Source organism: Microbacterium sp. RG1, assembly GCF_005347485.1.
Taxonomy (GTDB): Bacteria; Actinomycetota; Actinomycetes; order Actinomycetales; family Microbacteriaceae; genus Microbacterium; species Microbacterium binotii_A.
The window spans coordinates 3,012,982-3,032,100 of the sequence record NZ_CP034121.1; the positions used below are offsets into that span (position 1 = coordinate 3,012,982).

At 69.8% G+C, this 19,119-nt stretch carries 12 protein-coding genes; 4 read left to right on the top strand and 8 right to left on the bottom strand.

From position 1 onward, the window contains the following. Positions 1-105: 105 nt before the first annotated feature. Positions 106-1,122, top strand: a complete 1,017-nt coding sequence (locus EHF32_RS14675; protein WP_137419276.1) for a LacI family DNA-binding transcriptional regulator — start codon at positions 106-108, stop codon at positions 1,120-1,122. Positions 1,123-1,793: 671 nt separating this feature from the next. Here EHF32_RS14675 and galE read toward each other — a convergent pair. The 6 genes from galE to EHF32_RS14705 all read right to left on the bottom strand — a co-directional run bounded on the left by galE (position 1,794) and on the right by EHF32_RS14705 (position 9,384). Continuing rightward, the gene (gene galE / locus EHF32_RS14680) at positions 1,794-2,768 is read right to left on the bottom strand and encodes a UDP-glucose 4-epimerase GalE (RefSeq protein ID WP_137418877.1); all 975 of its coding nucleotides are present in this window, start codon (positions 2,766-2,768) and stop codon (positions 1,794-1,796) included. Positions 2,769-2,795: 27 nt separating this feature from the next. Then, complete coding sequence (locus EHF32_RS14685) at positions 2,796-4,541, bottom strand: glycoside hydrolase family 35 protein (protein WP_137418878.1); 1,746 nt, start codon at positions 4,539-4,541, stop codon at positions 2,796-2,798. Between the two features lie 17 nt (positions 4,542-4,558). Next, positions 4,559-6,076, bottom strand: a complete 1,518-nt coding sequence (gene arfA, locus EHF32_RS14690; RefSeq protein ID WP_137418879.1) for an arabinosylfuranosidase ArfA — start codon at positions 6,074-6,076, stop codon at positions 4,559-4,561. 75 nt (positions 6,077-6,151) lie between these two features. After that, positions 6,152-7,501, bottom strand: a complete 1,350-nt coding sequence (locus tag EHF32_RS14695; protein ID WP_137418880.1) for an ABC transporter substrate-binding protein — start codon at positions 7,499-7,501, stop codon at positions 6,152-6,154. 87 nt (positions 7,502-7,588) lie between these two features. Next, positions 7,589-8,467 carry a carbohydrate ABC transporter permease gene (locus EHF32_RS14700; RefSeq protein WP_192900654.1) on the bottom strand — a complete coding sequence of 293 codons (879 nt, stop codon included), beginning with the start codon at positions 8,465-8,467 and terminating at the stop codon, positions 7,589-7,591. After that, positions 8,464-9,384, bottom strand: coding sequence for a carbohydrate ABC transporter permease (locus EHF32_RS14705; protein ID WP_137418881.1), 921 nt, complete (start codon positions 9,382-9,384; stop codon positions 8,464-8,466). Before EHF32_RS14705 ends, EHF32_RS14700 begins: the two co-directional genes overlap by 4 nt. Before the next feature lie 120 nt (positions 9,385-9,504). On the opposite strand from EHF32_RS14705, the gene EHF32_RS14710 reads away from it, so the two are divergent. Together EHF32_RS14710 and EHF32_RS14715 are read left to right on the top strand one after the other, a co-directional pair. After that, positions 9,505-10,548 carry a LacI family DNA-binding transcriptional regulator gene (locus EHF32_RS14710; RefSeq protein ID WP_238343731.1) on the top strand — a complete coding sequence of 348 codons (1,044 nt, stop codon included), beginning with the start codon at positions 9,505-9,507 and terminating at the stop codon, positions 10,546-10,548. A gap of 284 nt (positions 10,549-10,832) precedes the next feature. Beyond that, on the top strand, positions 10,833-14,909 hold the full coding sequence (locus tag EHF32_RS14715; protein ID WP_137418882.1) for a glycoside hydrolase: 4,077 nt from the start codon (positions 10,833-10,835) through the stop codon (positions 14,907-14,909). Between the two features lie 165 nt (positions 14,910-15,074). Here EHF32_RS14715 and pgm read toward each other — a convergent pair whose 3' ends face one another. Continuing rightward, a complete protein-coding gene (gene pgm, locus EHF32_RS14720) occupies positions 15,075-16,718 on the bottom strand; it encodes a phosphoglucomutase (alpha-D-glucose-1,6-bisphosphate-dependent) (protein WP_137418883.1) in 1,644 nt (547 codons plus the stop codon). A 106-nt stretch (positions 16,719-16,824) separates the two neighbouring features. Between pgm and pheA the strand changes: the two genes are divergently transcribed. Beyond that, a complete protein-coding gene (gene pheA / locus EHF32_RS14725) occupies positions 16,825-17,778 on the top strand; it encodes a prephenate dehydratase (RefSeq protein WP_202876825.1) in 954 nt (317 codons plus the stop codon). A gap of 238 nt (positions 17,779-18,016) precedes the next feature. On the opposite strand, the gene EHF32_RS14730 is transcribed toward pheA, so the two are convergent. Further along, on the bottom strand, positions 18,017-19,096 hold the full coding sequence (locus EHF32_RS14730; protein WP_137418885.1) for an LLM class flavin-dependent oxidoreductase: 1,080 nt from the start codon (positions 19,094-19,096) through the stop codon (positions 18,017-18,019). Positions 19,097-19,119: the final 23 nt, after the last annotated feature.

The following is a 19,119-nucleotide window of genomic DNA, read 5'->3' on the forward strand; positions in this document are numbered from 1 at the left end:
ACACAATTGCGTGCGAAGAATCTCCGAAGAGAATCTGTGAACGTGCACAGATTGTCACGGTTCGCCGCATCCGTCAAGCGCGGCAGCGCCGATAGGCTGGCGCCCATGGCCGCATCCCCATCCGGACCCCGCCGCTCCACGGTGCACGACGTGGCGCGCGCCGCCGGGGTGTCGCGGGGAACGGTCAGCCGCGTGCTCAACGGCGGGTACGTGTCGGAACAGGCGCGCGAGGCGATCCACCGCGCCATCAGCGAGGTCGGCTACGTGCCCAACACCGCGGCGCGCAACCTCGTGCGCCAGCGCACGCAGGCGGTCGGGTTCATCGTGCACGAGCCGCATTCGCTGTTCCTCGAGGACCCCAACATCGGCGGAATCATGCTGGGGGCGAACACGACGCTGTCGCAGGCGGACTATCAGATGGTGTGCGTCGTCGTGGACACCGCGCGCGACACCGACCGGGTCGCGCGGTACCTCTCGGGCGGTTTCGTCGACGGCGCCGTCATCGTCTCCGCGCGGCATCAGGACCCCATCTCCGATGTGGTGGAGCGCCTTCGGCTACCCGTCGCCTTCGTCGGCCACCCGCCCGGGATCAGCGGCGCCTGGGTGGGCATCGACAACCGCGGCGCGGCCGAGGCCGTCGTCACCAGACTCCGTGAGACGGGTCGCCGCCGGATCGGCATGATCGCAGCCGCCCTCGACCGCGACTCGGGCAGTGACCGCCTCGCCGGATTCCGCGCGGCGCTGGGCGACGCGTTCGACCCCGCGCTGGTGGAACCCGTCGACCTGTACGCCTTCGCCGACGGTGCCGCCGGCATGACGCGGCTGCTCGAACGCGCCCCCGACCTCGACGGCGTGTTCGCCGCATCCGACGCCGTCGCGGCCGGCGCCATGCAGGCCCTGCGCGCGGCGGGGCGGAGAGTCCCCGAGGACGTCGGGGTGGTGGGCTTCGACGACAGCGCGTGGGCGACCCGCACCTCGCCGCAGCTGTCCACGGTGCACCAGCCCGCCGAGGGGCTGGGCGCTGCGGCGGCCGCAGCAGTCCTCGCACAGCTCGATGGCGATCAGAGTGTGCGCACCGGCATCCTCCTCGACGCCCCCGTCGTCTGGCGCGACTCCGCCTGACGCGCGGGTCTCGCGGTGCCCGAACTCCTGCAGAACCCTCGGTTGGGGCCGGATGCGGGGGCCGCACGCCGGTTGTGCAGGAGTTGGGGCGCACAACTCAGCCGGAACCGGCCGGTGTCGGGGCGCCAGGTGCCGGCCGTGTGGGCGCTGGCTGAGTTGGGGCTGGCCGCGGTCGGTGTCGGCCGCGTCCGTGCCCGAACTCCTGCAGAATCGTCCGTCGGGGGCGGATGCGGGGTCCGCACGCCGGTTGTGCAGGAGTTGGGGCGCACAACTCAGCCGGAAGCGGTCGGTGCCGGGACCGCACAGCCCCGGCCGACCGGGGCTGTGCTGAGTAGTGCCGGCAGGGGCGCCGGGTCGGATACCGGGTCGAGGCACCGGGGGTGGTCGCCGGGGGTGCTGGCCGCGTCCGTGCCCGAACTCCTGCAGAACCCTCGGTCGGGGCCGGATGCGGGGGCCGCACGCCGGTTGTGCAGGAGTTCGGGCGCACAACTCAGCCGGGATGTGCCGATCACCCGTCCGCGGACACCGAATGAGCCGCGATCGACTGAGCTGTGTTGCCGACGCCCACGAACGGTGAACCGCACACCCGCCGCGCCCCGAAACCCGAAGCGGGCGCCCGCGGCCGCGATCCGGAGGGATGCGGCGGCGAACGCCCGCTTCAGATGCGCAGGTCAGGCCCGGCGGCGGGCCTCCCAGCCCGAACGCACCATCTCGTCGACCGAGTAGCGATTGGCCCAGTCGAGGTCGCGTGCGGCGAGCTCGCCCGTGGCGACGATGCGGTCGGGATCGCCCGCGCGGCGCGGGCCGACGACGGGCGTGAAGTCGATGCCGGTGACCCGTGCCATCGCGTCCATGATCTGGCGCACCGACAGGCCGTTCTGCGACCCCAGGTTGTACGCGGCCTCGAGCGGCTCACCCGCGGCGAGGCGGCGGGCGGCGACGGCGTGAGCGGCGGCGATGTCGGCGACGTGCACGTAGTCGCGTACGTTCGTGCCGTCTTCCGTGTCGTAGTCGTCGCCGTTGATCTGCGGGGTCTCGCCCGCGATCAGCTTCTCGAACACGATCGGGAAGAGGTTGTGCGGGCTGGTGTCGTAGACCTCGGGGTCGCCCGAGCCGACGACGTTGAAGTACCGCAGCGAGGTGTGTCGCAGCGGTGCATCCTCGTCGGCCGTCGCGACGGCCTGGTCGCGGATGAGCCACTCGCCGATCAGCTTCGACTCGCCGTACGGGGAGGCCGGGCGCTTCGGCAGGTCCTCGACGACCAGCGGGACGTCGGGGGTGCCGTAGACGGCGGCGCTGGAGGAGAACACGAGCTTGTCGACGCCGGCCGCCGCCATCGCGGCGAGCACGACGCGCGTGCCCTCGACGTTCTGCTCGTACGTGTGCAGCGGACGCTTCACCGAGACGCCGGCGTACTTGTACCCGGCGACGTGGATGACGCCGGTCACCTCGTACTGGCGCAGGGTCTGCTCCACGAGATCGCGCTGCAGGATGGAGCCGCGGACGAACGGGACGCCCTCGGGCACGAACGCGGCGTGACCGCTGGAGAGGTCGTCGAGCACGACGGGGGTCAAGCCCGCCGCGGTGAGCGCGCGCACCACGTGCGCTCCGATGTATCCGGCGCCGCCGGTCACAAGCCAGGTCATGTCATCCATCCTGCCCGAGTCGGGCGCTCACTCTTCACGGTGACCGAGATCGGGTTCGGCCACGAATGCCGCCACGGCCTTCGCCACCTGCTCGAGCTCGAGCACCACGATCTCGTTCTCGCCCGCGCGGGTCGCCGGCGCCGGCACGTAGAGCGTGCGCTGCGGGCCGTTGGCCCAATAGCGACCGAGGAAGAAGCCGTTCACGAACGCGAAGCCCTTGCCCCAGGATGCGGTGTCCAGGTAGAGGTCGGCGGGGGCCTCGAGAGTGAACGCACCGCGCAGCGCCGTGCGCCCGGCGATGGATCCGGATGCGGCGGCGCTGATCCCCGCGGCGATGCGCTCCACGTCGACGAGTGTTCCGGTCCACCCGGTCAGCGCGCTGCCACCGAGGGTCGCCGGAGCGATGAGTCCCTTGGTCTCGCCGAGGCGGTGGTCGTAGTTGACGCGGCCCTGGTCTTCCACGAGCACCGTGAGGTGCGCGCCGCGGGGGATCGTCAGGGTGCGCTCGTGCAGTGCCCGCGAGAGCCGTCCGACGGCGACGCCGTCCACGGACACCCAGGCGAGGTCGCGCACCTCGGCGAACGCGAGCACGGCCGCGTCGTCGTCGCCGAAGGCCGCTGCGGGAAGCTCGACGTCGTAGCGCACGAGCGGCCCGAGCTGACCGAGGTCCTCGAAGGTGCAGGGCTCGGCGCTGGTGGGCCCTGCGGATGCGGGGAGCCAGTCGCCCGCCGCGGTGAGCGCGACGGACAGCTCGGGCGCCATAGGGCGCGAGGGCACCGTCTCGGCCGGGACGTCGGTGTACTTGGCGAGCACCTCGCGGAACGCGTGGAACTTCTCGGTCGCGTAGCCGGACTCGTCCAGTGGCGCGTCGTAGTCGTACGAGGTGACGATCGGCGCGTAGCGGCCCTTGTCGTTGGCCCCGTTCGTCGTGCCGAAGTTGGTGCCGCCGTGCAGCATGTAGATGTTCACTGATGCGCCCGCTGCCAGCAGCGCGTCGAGTTCGGCGGCGGATGCGGCGGCGCTGGTGGTGTGGTGCACCCCGCCCCACCAGTCGAACCAGCCGTCCCAGAACTCGGAGCACATGAGCGGGCCCGTCGTCTGGTGTTCGCGCAGGGTCGCCAGGCGCTCGGTTGCGCGCGAGCCGAACGAGCCGGTGAGGTGCAGCTCCGGGAGACTGCCGTTGGTGAGCATCCACGGCTCGGGCTGGTCTACGGTGGTCAGCGGCACCGTGATGCCCGCCTCGCGGGTCAGGTCGGTGAGGATGCGCAGGTACTCCTTGTCGGAGCCGTACGCGCCGTACTCGTTCTCGATCTGCACGAGCACGACGTTGCCGCCGCGGTCGATCTGGCGCGGCACGACGATCTCGTACACCCGCCGCAGGTACTCGCTGACGGCCTCGATGTACTGCGGCTCCGAGCGGCGCAGACCGATGCCCGGCGTCCGGGTGAGCCAGACGGGCAGTCCGCCGTTGTGCCACTCGGCGCAGATGTACGGGCCCGGGCGCACGATCGCGTGCATGCCCTCGGCGGCGACGAGGTCGAGGAAGCGTCCGAGGTCGTTCCATCCGGTCGCGTCCCACTGCCCGCGCACCGGCTCGTGGGCGTTCCACGCGACGTAGGTCTCGATCGTGTTCAGGCCCATCAGACGCGCCTTGCGGATGCGGTCGGCCCAGTGGTCGGGGTGGATGCGGAAGTAGTGGAGCGCGCCGGAGAGGATGCGGTGCGGCTCGCCGTCCAGCAGGAAGTCGGACTCGCCGACGGTGAAGGTGCTCACGGTGTCTTTCGTTTCGGTCAGCGGGCCGCGCGCAGCGTGATGCGCGCCCAGGAAAGCGGGGGGAGGGTGAGGCGCACGCGGGTGCCGTCGACGACCGCGGTGAGGGATGCGGGTGCGACGGGCTGCGCCTCGGCGGAGTTGACGGTGTGGCGGTCGCCGTCTTCGGGCACGGTGACCACGAGCGCGTCGGCCGCGGCGATCTCGCGATCGAGGTCGATCACGACCTCGGTGGCCTCGTCCAGCTCACGGTGGGCGGCGAAGACGACGATCTCGTCGCCGTTCACGGTGGCCACCGCATCCACGGCCGCGACGGCGCCGTGCTTGGCCGTGTCGATCGACGCGCTCTCGACGGTCGGGACGATCACGGTGCCGTGTGCCGCGGCCGCCGTCAGCTGGAACGGGAAGAAGGTCGTCTGCCGCCAGGCGGGGCCGCCGGGCTCGGTGCGGATGGGAGCGATGACGTTCACGAGCTGGGCGAGGTTGGCCATCGAGACCCGATCCGCGTGGCGCAGCAGGGTGATGAGGAGGGATCCCACGACGACCGCGTCCGTGACGGTGTAGTCGTCCTCGATGAGGCGCGGGGCGATCGGCCAGTCGCCGGTGAAGACGCGCGGCTTGTCGACCTCGTTCCAGCGCGTCTGGTTCCAGACGTTCCATTCGTCGACGCTGATGCCGATCTCGCGGGACGAGCCGGTCTCGGCGCGCACCTCGTCGATGATGGTCGCGACGTCGTCGAGATAGCGGCTCAGGGCGGCGCCCGAGGCGAGGAAGCTGGCCGGGTCGCCCGGTGTCTCCTCGTAGTAGGCGTGCACGGAGATGTGGTCGATGAGTTCCGCGGTGTGGCGCAGCACGGTGCGCTCCCACTCGCCGAAGGTGGGCATCTCGTGGTTGGAGCTGCCGGCGGCGACCAGCTCGATGTCGGGGTCGATGAAGCGCATGAGGCGCGCGCTCTCGGCGGCGAGGCGGCCGTACTCGTCGGCCGTCTTGTGGCCGATCTGCCACGGCCCGTCCATCTCGTTGCCGAGGCACCACAGGCGGATGTCGAAGGGCTCGTCGCGGCCGTTCTGGCGGCGGCGCTCGCTGAGAGCGGTGCCGCCGGGGTGGTTCGTGTACTCGAGCAGGTCGGCGGCCTCAGCGACGCCGCGCGTGCCGAGGTTCACCGCCTCCATGAGCTCGAGGCCGGCGGACTCGGCCCAGTCGGCGAACTCGTGCAGGCCGACCTGATTGGTCTCGGTGGAGTGCCATGCCGCATCCAGGCGCACGGGACGCTCCTCCCGGGGGCCGACGCCGTCTTCCCAGCGGTAGCCCGACACGAAGTTGCCGCCCGGATAGCGCACGACGGTCGCACCGAGCTCGCGCACGAGCTCGAGCACGTCGGCGCGGAAGCCGTTCGCGTCGGCAGTGGGATGCGCGCTCTCGTGGATGCCGTCGTACACGCAGCGGCCCATGTGCTCGACGAAGGTGCCGAAGACGCGGCGGGGGACGGCAGGGCCGTCGGCGTTCGTCGCGACGGCGATGCGGGTGGCGGAGGTCATGATCGCTTTCCGGTCGGGGATGCGGCGAGGGGTGGGTCGGATCGGCAAGCGATGCGACCCACCCCTCGTCGGTGATTACTTGTTGACGCTGAAGCCCTGCTCGTTGCCGTAGCTGACGAGCTGGTCCTGCCAGGTCATGAGGCCCTCGTTGAGGTCGCTCTTGTTGGCGTAGGACTGGCCGACGGTGTCGCTGAAGATGCTGTTCGCGTACACCTGGAAGGGCAGGTACTGCCATCCCTTGCGGACGTCGGATGCGGCCTGCACGAGCACCTGGTTGATCTGCTGTCCGCCGAAGTAGTCGCTCTCGGCGTTCAGGAAGGCGTCCGACTGCAGGTCGGCCGTGGTGGAGGGGAATCCGCCCGACTTCGCGAAGATGTCGATGCTCTCCTGGTCGTTGTTCAGCCACTTGAGGAAGGCCGCGGCCAGCGCCGGGTTCTTGCTCTGCTTGGTGACCGCCTGGCCGCCGCCGCCGTTCTCGGCCGACACCGGGGTGCCGTCGTAGGTGGGCATGGGCGCGACGCGCCAGTTGCCGGCGGCGCTGGGGACCGAGGACTCGAGGTTTCCGGGCATCCAGGCGCCGATGATCAGCGTGGCGATCGAGCCGTCACCGAGGCCCTTGAACCACTCGTCGCTCCAGCTGGAGGCGTCCGAGAGCAGGTTCTGGTCGACGAGCTGGTTCCAGGTGTCGGCCCACAGCTTCGAGCCCTTGTCGGAGAGGTCGATCTTGACGTCGGTGCCGTCGACCTTGAACGGCTGACCGCCGGCCTGCCAGATCATCGAGGTCGCGAAACCGGCGTCGCCGGTGTCGTTCGTGATCTTCTTGGTCGGGTCGGCTGCGGTGAGCTTCTTCGCGGTCTCGATGTACTCGTCCCAGGTGGTGGGAACGGTCAGGCCGTACTGGTCGAAGACCGCCTTGTTGTAGAACATGGCCATGGGGCCGGAGTCCTGCGGCAGACCGTAGATCTTGCCGTCGAAGTCGACCGAGCCCCACGTCGAGGCGGTGTAGTCGTTCTCGAGGTCGCCGAAGCCGTACGACGAGAGGTCGAGCAGGCCGTCGGTGAGGGCGAACTGCGGCATGGCGTAGTACTCGATCTGCACGACGTCGGGGGCGCCGGAGCCGGCCTTGATCGCGTTCTGCAGCTTGGTGTACTCGTCCTTGTTGGTGCCAGCGTTGACGACGTTCACCTTGACGTTCGGGTACTTCTTCATGAACGCGGCCGCCTGGTCCTCGGCGGAGGGCGTCCACGACCAGTACGTGATCTCGCCGCCGGCCTCGAGGGCCTTGTCGAGGTCGTCGGCGCTTCCGCCGCCGGAGGCTGCACCGCCGCCGCCGGCGCAGGCAGCCAGCGCGATGCCCGCGATGGTGGTCATGGCCACGACGGATGCGGCGCGACGCAGCACCGAACCCTTGCGCATGTGTGACATGGGACTTTCCTTCACTTCGTTGTTGTGGATGCCGGAGCAGGACGCGCCGGTGGTGAGGGGGAATCGGGTGTCAGACAGTGCCCCTCGTCACTGCTTGACGCTTCCGGCGCTCAGCCCCGACTGCCAGAACCGCTGCAGCATGAGGAAGGCGACGACGATGGGGATGATCGACAGGAGCGAGCCCGTGATCACCAGGTTGTAGATCGGCTCGGCGGCGGCGCCCGTCGCCTGTGCGTTCCACTGGTTCAGACCGACCGTGAGCGGATACCAGGCGGGATCGCTCAGCATGATCAGGGGCAGGAAGTAGTTGTTCCAGGTGGCGACGACCGTGAAGAGCACGACTGTGACGATGCCGGGGGTGAGCAGCTTCACCGAGATCGTGAAGAAGGTGCGGAACTCGCCCGCGCCGTCCATGCGGGCCGCCTCCAGCAGCTCGGTGGGCACCGCGTCGCTGGCGAACACCCACATGAGGTAGAGGCCGAACGGGCTGATGAGCGAGGGGATGATGATCGACCACGGGGTGTTGGTGAGCCCCATCTGGCTGAACATGAGGAAGGTGGGCACGGCGAGGGCGGTGCCGGGCACGGCGACCGCGCCGATGACGACCGCGAACACCGCCTTGCGACCGCGGAAGTTGTACTTCGCCAGGCCGTATCCGGCGAGGGTCGCGAGCAGCGTCGCGCCGCCGGCGCCGACCACGACGTAGAGCAGGGTGTTGCCCAGCCACCGCAGGAAGATCCCGTCACGGTAGGTGAAGGTCTCCACGATGTTGTCCCACAGGTGGAATCCATTGCCGAACCACAGACCGAAGGTCGTGAACAGGTCGCCCTGCTCCTTCGTGGCGTTGATCAGCAGCCAGAACAGCGGCAGCAACGTGTAGAGGATGAACAGGCTCATCACGATGGTGAGGATGAGCGACTTCCGCCGCATGAACGGCGAGGTACGGGCGAAGGCGGGGGCGGTCATCGCATCTCCTGACGGGATCCGCGCAGCTGCACGACGTAGGCGACGATCGCGGTGATGAGGCCCATGATGATCGCGACGGTGGCGGCGTAGTTGTACTGCTGGCCGGCGAACGACAGGTTGTACGCGTACATGTTGGGCGTGTAGAACGTCGTGATCGTGTTGGGGGCCAGCGGCTTGAGGATGTTCGGCTCGTTGAAGAGCTGGAAGCTGCCGATGATCGAGAAGATCGTGGCGATGACGATCGAGCCGCGCAGCGCCGGCAGCTTGATCGAGAAGATCGTGCGCCAGGTTCCGGCGCCGTCGAGGGATGCGGCCTCGTACAGGTCTCCGGGGATGGTCTTGAGCGACGAGTAGAAGATCAGCATGTTGTACCCGACGAACTGCCAGGTCACGATGTTGCCGATCGAGACCATCATCCATTCGGGCACGAAGGGCGTGATCACCTGGGCGCCGAACAGGTCGTTGATGTTGCCCGCGAGACCGAACTGGTCGCCGTAGATGTAGCCCCACATGAGGACCGCGACGACGGCAGGCACCGCATAGGGCAGGAAGATCACGATCCGGTAGAGGCCGGAGGCGTGCAGTCGGGCGCTGTCGATCGCCAGAGCCGCGGCGAGTGCCAGCACGAGCATGATCGGCACCTGGATGATCAGGAACAGCAGGACGCGCAGGAAGCCGTCCCACAGCTTGGTGTCGGTGAACGCGGTGAAGTAGTTGTCGAGTCCGACGAACGCGTTCCCGCCCACGATCTGCTCGCGGAAGAAGCTGAGGTACAGCGAGTAGACGAGCGGCGCCAGGAACACCAGTGCGAACACGATCGCGAAGGGGGCGACGAACAACCAGCCCTTCTGGTCGACCGCGAAGCGCCGCCGCTTGGGGGTGCGGAGCGCGGGTGGGGGAGCCGCTGTGGTCGTCATCGTCCGATGCCTCTTCTGTGAACGCAATACTCCGCAGAATTCGGGTTCCGCGGTATGTTGACGTAAACATAACTCCGCTCTCGCTAACATGTCAACGTCAACATCGAGGAGGATCCGGGCATGAGCCACGTCACGGCAGCAACACCGGGCGAACCTCGTGCGCGCCGGCGCGAGACCTCGATGGCGGACGTGGCGGCTCTCGCCGGTGTCTCCGGGCAGACCGTGTCACGTGTCGCGAACGGGCGGGCCAATGTCGATCCCGACACCCGCGCCCGCGTCCTGGCCGCCATGGACGAGCTGGGCTATCGGCCCAACAGCGCCGCGCGGGCGCTGCGCTCGGGCAAGTTCCGCTCCATCGGCGTGATCATGTTCTCGCTCTCCAGCTACGGCAACACCCGGACCCTGGATGCGGTCGCCTCCGTCGCCGCATCCGCCGGATACTCCCTGACGCTCATCACGGTCGAGACGGCGTCGCAGTCCGACGTCTCGGGCGCCTTCGTGCGGTTGCGCGAGCATGCCGTGGACGGCGTCATCATCCTCATCGAGTCCCACCGTCTCGACGAGTCGGAGATCGCGCTGCCCACGGGACTGCCCGTCGTGGTCCTCGACTCGCACGCGGCCTACGCCTACCCGGTCGTCGACAACGATCAGGCGCAGGGCGCTCGCCTGGCCACCGAGCACCTGCTGGATCTCGGGCACGAGACCGTGTGGCACGTATCGGGTCCGCTCGAGTCCTACGCGGCCGAGCGCCGGCGTGACGCCTGGCGCGAGACCCTCGAGCGCCGGGGAGCACCCGTGCCCGGAGTCGAGGTCGGTGACTGGACGGCCGATTCGGGGTACGAGATCGGTACGCGGCTCGCGCAGGACGCCTCGGTCACGGCGGTGTTCGTCTCCAACGACCAGATGGCGCTCGGGCTCGTGCGCGCTCTGCACGAGGCCGGTCGTGCGGTCCCCGACGACGTCAGCGTCGTGGGCTTCGACGACATGCCGGACTCGGCCAACTACTGGCCCCCTCTCACGACCGTGCGGCAGCACTTCGACCGCCTCGGCTCCGGTGCCATCCGGGCGCTGCTCGCCGAAATCGAGGGCGAGAGCGTGGACGACCGCACGCTCGTGCCGACCGAGCTCGTGGTGCGCCAGAGCTCCGGCCCCCGCATCCGCTGATCCCGCGCGCCTCGGGCGCCGCCATCTGCGCGGGGCCGGCCGGGACCCCCCATCCCTCCGTCTCGCGGAGCGTGGCGAGCCACCGAGCGGATGCGGCGCCGGGCGAGCCGGGGCGGATGCGGGCGCGCCGGACGGATGCCGGATACGCGCCGATGCGGGGCCGCGATGCAGACGTTGTGCGGGCGACTGGGAATCCGCTATGTTTCGTGTTGACGTCAACATGTTTACGTCAACACGAAACACCATCCCCCAGGGCTGCGAGGACGCGGCCGGAAGGATCGACGATGAAGTCCCTCAGATTCCTGTCGCTGCTGTGCGTCGGAACCCTCAGTGCCGGTGCACTCGTCGCGGGAGCCGCGGTCTCCCCGCCGCAGGCCCAGGCCGCGAGCAATGTGCGCATCACGCCGAATCCGGCGATCGCGTCGGACCCGTTCGAAGGCTGGGGCACGAGCCTCGTCTGGTTCGCCAACGCCACCGGCGGCTACCCCACCGAGGTTCGGCAGAAGCTGTTCGACGCCGTCTTCGGCGAAGACGGCCTGAACCTCAACATCGCGCGCTACAACATCGGCGGTGGCAATGCGACCGACGTCCCGTCGTACCTGCGTCCCGGCGGCGCGGTGCCCGGATGGTGGAACCCGGATCTCGGGGAGAGTGACGACCAGGGAGAGATCACCTCGGACTACGCCGACCGCGACCGCTACGCGGCGGCATGGGACGGCGAGAACCCGGATCACTACAACTGGGATGCGGATCAGGGACAGCGCTGGTGGCTCGACGCGCTGAAGGACAAGATCACCCACTGGGAGGCGTTCAGCAACTCCCCGCCGTACTTCCTCACGCAGAGCGGCTACGTCTCGGGCGGCATCAACAACGCCACGAGCGAGCAGCTCGCCCCCGAGGACATGGCTGCGTTCTCGAGTTATCTCGTGAACGTGGTGGAAGAGCTCGAGAAGACCCACGGGATCACCTTCGACACGCTCGACCCGTTCAACGAGCCCAACACCGACTACTGGCAGACCCGTATCCCCAACGGCGCGACGTGGCCCACAAGTGCCAGCCGTCAGGAGGGTGCCCACATCGGTCCGACGAGGCAGGACCAGATGATCAAGGCGCTCGCCGCGCGCCTGGCCGAGCCCGGCACGACGACCGACGTGAGCATCTCGGCGATGGACGAGACGAACCCGTCGAAGTTCGTGCAGAACTGGAACGGCTGGAGCGCCGAGTCCAAGGGGCTCGTCGATCAGCTCAACGTGCACACCTACGGCACGGGAGACCGGCTGATCGTGCGCGACATCGCCAAGGCCTCCGACAAGCCGCTCTGGATGAGCGAGGTCGAGGGCGACTGGAACGGCGGCAGCGGATTCAACCAGACGAACATCGAGAACGGCATCGGCATGGCGACGCGCATCGTCGACGACCTGCGCGAGCTCGAGCCCACCGCCTGGGTGTTCTGGCAGCCCGTCGAGGACCTCTACAACATGGAGAAGGTCGAGAAGCTCAACTGGGGCAGCGTCTTCATCGACTTCGACTGCAATGCCGACGGGAACTCCGAGCGACGCATCGCCGACGGCGACGCTGACCCGTCGTGCCAGGTGCTGACGAACTCGAAGTTCAACACCGTGCGCAACTTCACGCACTACATCGAGCCTGGCGACCGACTCATCCCGACCGACGACACCCAGACCACCGCGGCCCTCACGGCCGAGGGTGACGGCGTGACCCTCGTGCACATCAACTCCGAGGCGTCCGAGCGAACCGTGCAGGTCGACCTGTCCCGCTTCGCGAACATCGCTCCCGGTGCCACAGTCACCCCCATCGTGACGACCGAGTCGTCGGCCGGCGACGTCACCGACCACGCGCTCGTGACGGGCGCGGCCGTTTCGGTCGACGCAGCGTCGAAGTCGGCGACGGTGACGGTGCCGGCGAAGTCGGTGACCACGCTCGTCGTCTCGGGGGTCTCGGGCGTCGCGGCGGATGCGGCCGTCTTCGAAGACGGCGAGACGTACCAGCTCTTCGGTGTCCAGAGCGGCAAGGCCCTCGCGGCGGACCCGAACGGCCTCGCGATCCGCACCGGTGCGACGACCGCGGATGCGGCACCCGCTCAGGCATGGACCGTGCACTCGATCTCGGGCGAAGGAACGAACCGCCACCGCATCGCCCTCGAGGCGGGTGACGGGCGCTTCCTCGCAGTGAACGGCACGAGCACGACGCTGGTGTCGGCGGATGCGGCGGCCGCCGCATCCGATCCGTCGCTGCAGTGGATCCCGTCCACGACCGACGGGCGTACCTACTCGCTGCTGAGCGCCGCCGCGGAGCGCGTGCTCGATGTGAACGGGCAGGGCACGGCCGACGGTACGACGGTCGGAACGTGGACCTCGAACAACGGGGGCAACCAGCGGTGGACGATCGCGTCCACTCGGGTGACGAGCGTCGCGCCCGTCACGGCGGCGACCGCCGTCGGCGAGGAGCCCGAGCTGCCCGCCACGGTCACGCTGAACTACCGCGGTGGGGTGCAGCGCACGGCCGACGTCGCGTGGAACCTGGCCGGGGCCGACTTCTCGGCCCCCGGAACCGTGCAGGTGCCGGGCTCCGGGAAGGACGTGTTCGGTGCGGGCTTCGAGGTCGAGGCCACCGTTGAGATCGGTGCGTACACCGCGACGCGTCCCGTCTCGATCACGACGTACGCCGGTGCGACGCGGGACCGTGTCGTGGCCGCGGCGCCCACCACGGTGCCCGCCGAGGTGCGCCTGGGCGGAACGGCCTACGAGGCTGCGGTGAGCTGGGACTTCAGCGGCGTCCGCGACGCAGACTTCGCGCAGCCCGGAACCGTTACGGTCCCGGGTGCCGTCACCGTGCCGGGCGGCGCCACGATCGAGGCACGCCTGAGTGTGATCGTGACGGCCCCGGGCACGCGGAACGTCGCCGGCGACAGCAAGGCGTCGGCGACGTTCACCGAGAGTCCGAGCTACAGCGTCGACCGCACGAAGAACGGCATCACGACCGACAAGGGATGGTCGAACTGGCGCTCCGGCACCAAGAACACGCAGGACACCCTGACGTACGTGCTCGGCTCCAGGCAGCAGATCTCCGACGTGAAGGTGTACTTCTACCGCGACGGCACGGCCAGCTGGGCGCAGTCGCTCCGTGTGGAGCACCGCACCGCGGGCGGTGGCTGGATCGCAGGCGAGGACATCCCTGTCCCGGTGCCCGAGTCCGGTGCGCCGACCGTCGAGGTTCCGCTGGGCGGGATCGTCGCCGACGAGGTGCGCGTCGTGATGCAGGCTCGCGAGAACACGCACATGATCGTGTCCGAGGTGGAGATCAACGCGCTCGCGGCTTCCCCGTCGAGCGTGACGGACCTCGCCCGCGTCACGGTCGGCGATGCGCTGCTCGACGGATTCGACCCGGCTCGCGACGCGTACGCGGTCGACACCAACGGCGCGGCCTGGCCGACCATCGGCGCCGTGGCGGTCGATGACGAGGCCGCGGTGGAGATCGTGCAGCCCGCGGATGCGGGTGGCGCAGGATCCATCACGGTCACGGCTGTCGACGGCACCTCCCGCACCGTGACGATCACGGTGACCCGTCACGTCGTCGTCGGTGCCGTGTCGCTCGCGGGTGCCGCGGAGGTGGGTGCGACCCTGACCGCTCGCCTCGAGGACAGCGACCCCGCCGGCGCCGCCCTCGCCTACGCGTGGACACGTGACGGTCAGCCGATCGAGTCCGCGAACGCGGCCGCATACACGGCGACCGAGGCCGACCTCGGCCACGAGCTGCGCGCGGTCGTCACCGCATCCGCCGACGGCTTCGTCTCGGGCACGGCCACATCGGCCGCCGTCGTGGTCGTCGCTGCTCCCGGCAACCCCGGCAACCCCGGCAACCCCGGCAACCCGGGTGGACCCGGTACGCCCGGCGAGCCCGGCAACCCCGGCACCGGTGTTGCGCAGCCGCCCGCGGAGTCGGCTCTGACCGACACGACGCGCGGCGGAATCACGGCTCCGAGCGTGGTGACGGCCGGCTCGTCGATCACGATCGGTGTCGGCGCGTCCCGCGGGGGTTCGTCGGTCGACGCGTGGCTGTTCTCCACGCCGGTCCATCTCGGGACGAAGACCGTCTCCACGGCGGGAGAGATCACGGTCTCGATCCCGGCGGATGCGCCCACGGGTCAGCACCGGTTGGTCGTGACGGATGCGTCCGGCGCCGTCATCGGCTGGGTGCCGCTCGAGGTGCGTGCCGCATCCGGTCCGTTGGCCGTGACGGGTCTCGATCTCGGCCCGACCCTGCCGTTCGCCCTCGGGGCGCTGCTGCTGGGCTCGCTCCTGGTCGGCGTCACCACGCGTCGACGCTCGGCTGCGGAGTAACCACGCCAAGGGGGGCGGAGCCGGTCACCGGCTCCGCCCCCCTTTCGTGCGCCGCTCGTCACCCACCCCAAGCCCGCAGTCTCGCCAAAAAGGGGGGGGCTGAGCCCGCAACGGCGGTCCCGGATGCGGCCGGCCGCGGATGCGGGTCGTCGTCCGCGCCGAGGATCAGGCGCCGGAGAGAGCCTCGGACACGACGGCGCGGGCCTCGTCCTGCACGTCGTGCAGGTGGGCCTCGCCGCGCAGCGACTCCGCGTACAGCTTGTAGACGTCCTCGGTGCCGGACGGACGCGCGGCGAACCAGGCGTCCGCCGTCACGACCTTGAGGCCGCCGATCGCTGCACCGTTGCCGGGTGCGTGCGACAGCTTGGCGGTGATGGGCTCGCCCGCGAGCTCGGTGGCGGTGACCGCATCCGGCGACAGCTTCGCGAGCGCCGCCTTCTGCTCCGGCGTCGCCGGGGCGTCGACGCGCTGGTAGACGGATGCGCCGTAGGTGTCTTCGAGCTCCGCGTAACGCTGCGAGGGGGTCTTGCCGGTCACCGCGAGGATCTCGGCGGCGAGAAGGCAGAGCAGGATGCCGTCCTTGTCCGTCGTCCAGACGGTGCCGTCCTGACGGAGGAAGGATGCGCCGGCGGACTCCTCGCCGCCGAAGGCGACCGATCCGTCCAGGAGGCCGGGCACGAACCACTTGAAGCCGACCGGGACCTCGTAGAGCGTGCGTCCGAGGGCCTCGACCACGCGGTCGATGATCATCGACGACACGAGGGTCTTTCCCACGGCGGCGTCGGCCGGCCATCCGGGCCGGTGCGAGAAGAGGTAGTCGATCGCGACCGCCAGATAGTGGTTCGGGTTCATGAGGCCCGCATCGGGGGTGACGATTCCGTGGCGATCCGCATCCGCGTCGTTTCCGGTGAGGATGTCGTACTCGTCGCGGCGGGCGACGAGCGCTGCCATGGCGTTGGGTGAGGACGGATCCATGCGGATCTTCTCGTCCCAGTCGAGGGTCATGAACTTCCACGTCGGGTCGACGTCGGGGTTCACGACGGTGAGGTCGAGGCCGTAGTGTTCCGCGATCAGCGCCCAGTAGTCCACGGACGCGCCGCCCAGCGGGTCGGCGCCGATGCGGATGCCGGCCCTCTTGATCGCCTCGATGTCGATGATCGCGTCGAGGTCGCGCACGTACGCCTCGCGGAAGTCGTACTGCGCGAGGGTCTCGCCGTCGATGTCGGCGTAGGGGGTGCGCTTCACGCCCGCAAGATCCGTCGAGATGAGCTCGTTGGCGCGGTCGGCGATCCACGAGGTCGCGTCGGTGTCGGCGGGTCCGCCGTGGGGCGGGTTGTACTTGAAGCCGCCGTCGCGCGGCGGGTTGTGCGAGGGGGTCACGACGATGCCGTCCGCACGGCCCGTGTCGTCGGCTGTGCGATCGCGGTTGTAGGTGAGGATCGCGTGGCTGAGAGCGGGAGTGGGAACCCACGAGTCGCGGGCGTCGACGCGCACGTCCACTCCGTTGGCGACGAGCACCTCGATGGCGGTGCGCTCGGCCGGGAGTGACAGGCCGTGGGTGTCACGGCCGAGGAAGAGCGGGCCGGTGATGCCCTGGCCCGCCCGGTAGTCGACGATCGCCTGGGTGGTGGCGAGGATGTGGTTCTCGTTGAAGCTGGTCGACAGGCTCGACCCGCGGTGTCCGCTCGTGCCGAAGACGACCCGCTGTGCGGGCACCGACGCGTCGGGCTTCAGGTCGTAGTAGGCGGCGATCAGCTCGTCGATGTCGATCAGATCGGAAGGCTCAGCAGGCTGTCCGGCACGGCTCATGTCCCTAGTCTGCCGTGCTGAGCGGTTCACCGTCACTCTCCGCGCCAGGCGGCGTCATTTCCGGTGTTCACCGGAGGCCGCCGAGTGCGGTCTAGGCTGAGTGCCCGTGAGCACCGCACCCGTCGCCCGTCGTACCTACAGCTATCTGGGTCCGGCGGGCACCTTTACGGAAGCGGCCCTCGCGCAGGTTCCCGAGGCGCGCGGCCAGATCTGGCGTTCGGTGCGCAATGTGGGCGAGGCGCTCGCGGATGTCGTCGAGGGGCGATCGGATGCGGCGATGATCGCGATCGAGAACTCGGTCGACGGCGGCGTGTCCACGGCGCAGGACGCGCTGGCCACGATGCCGGGGCTGCGCATCATCGGCGAGTACCTCGTACCGGTCAGCTTCGTGCTCGTGGGCCGGCCCGGACAGCGCCTCGAGGATGTCTCGCTCGTCGCCGCTCACCCCGTCGCCTACGCGCAGTGCCTGCAGTGGCTGAGCCGTGAGCTGCCGGCGCACGCGCACCTGCCCGCATCCAGCAACGTCGCCGCGGCCCTCGGCCTGCTCGACGGAACCAGCGACGCGGATGCGGCCATCGCGCCGCCCGGGATCCTCGAGCACCACGAGCTCGATCTGCTCGCCGAAGGCGTCGGCGACAAGAAGGACGCCGTCACCCGCTTCGTGCTCGTGGCGCGCACCGTGGCGCCGCCGGCGCCCACCGGCGCCGACAAGACCTCGCTCATCGTGGAGCTGCCGGAGGAGTACCCCGGCGCGCTCATGGAGATGCTGGAGCAGTTCGCGACCCGCGGGATCAACCTCTCGCTGCTCGCATCCCGTCCGATCGGCGACGCGCTCGGGCGCTACCGCTTCGTGATCGACGCGGACGGGCACGTGCTCGACGAGCGCGTGGCCGATGCCCTCATGGGGCTGCGTCGTTTCAGCCCGAAGGTGATCTTCCTCGGCTCCTACCCGCGCGCCGACCGCGCGATCAACCGCTACCCCGAGCGGTACTCGGACGACGTGTTCGTCGAGGCCCGGGACTGGCTGCGCGCGCTCGTCAGCGGCGAGCCCGAGGCCTGACCCACCCGCATCCGGCACCTCCGCCTCCGGGACGCCCGCCTGTGGCGCGCCCGCGTCCACCCCGCTCGCCTGTCACAGATCGAGCCGCGGGCGTCCGTCTGTGACAGGCGAGCGGGGTGACGGGCTGCTCGCCTGTCCCAATCCGCGCCGAGAGCGGCGATCTGTGACAGGCGAGCGCGGGGGCTGAGCGGTGGCTCGCAAGACGGGAGGGACGAGCCCGAGGGCCGACCCGCCCGCCTCAGGCGGCGAGCAGGGGCGTGAGCAGCTCCAGGGTCTGAACGCGCCCGCCCGCGACGTCCAGGGGCTCCGCGTCGTACGCGCCGGCGACGGGGGAGACCATGATCTCGTCCACGCCGTAGCGCGCCGAGAACGCGCGAAGGGCATCCGCGGCCTGCTCGGGTGCGCCGACGAACCACGTGCGTCGGGCGTTGTCGATGATGTGAGCGGCGAGGTTGTCGCGCGCCTCCGCATCCCGCGCCTGCTCGACGGTCTCCATCGGCACGAGCGGGCGTCCGGAGCGGATGCGGGACATCATGCGCACCTGCGGCAGCGCACGCTCCCATGCCTCGGCCTCCGTCGGCGCCACGACCGCGTTCGCCGTGACGAAGGTGCGCGGGCTCGGGTGGGCCTCGGAAGGCCGGTACTGGTCGCGGTAGAGCGTCAGCGCGCGCTCGAGTCCGTCGCCGGCGAAGTGGTTCGCGAAGACGTAGGGCAGGCCGGATGCGGCGGCCAGCTGCGCGGAGTAGTCGCTCGAGCCGAGCAGCCACACCTCCGGGAGGGTCGTCGCGGCGGGCGTCGCATGCACGCTGTACGTGTCGCCGGAGGTGAAGCGCACCGTGGCGCCCGCGTCGCTCGTGAGCGAGAGGATGTCGGAGATGTGCTGCGGGAACTGCTCCACATCGCTCGTGGTGCCGCTGCGGCGCAGCAGCTGCGTGATGACCGGGTCGCTGCCGGGCGCGCGGCCGATGCCGAGGTCGATGCGACCGGGGGCCAGCGCCTCGAGGGCGGCGAACTGCTCGGCCACGATGAGCGGCGAGTGGTTCGGGAGCATCACGCCGCCCGAGCCCACCCGCATCCGCTTCGTCCGTGCGGCAGCGGCCGCGATCAGCACGGGCGGGCTGGTCGATGCCACCGCGGGCATGTTGTGGTGCTCGGCGAACCAGTAGCGACCGACACCCAGCTCATCGGCGCGCTCGGCGAGATCGAGGGATGCGGCGACCGCCTGGGCGCTGGTCTGGCCGGAGCGCACGGGAACGAGGTCGAGGACGGAAACGGTGATGCTCATCGCAGAGCGCAACCCCGATGGGGGTCCCCGCATTCCGCGGCGCGCCGGGAGCGGAC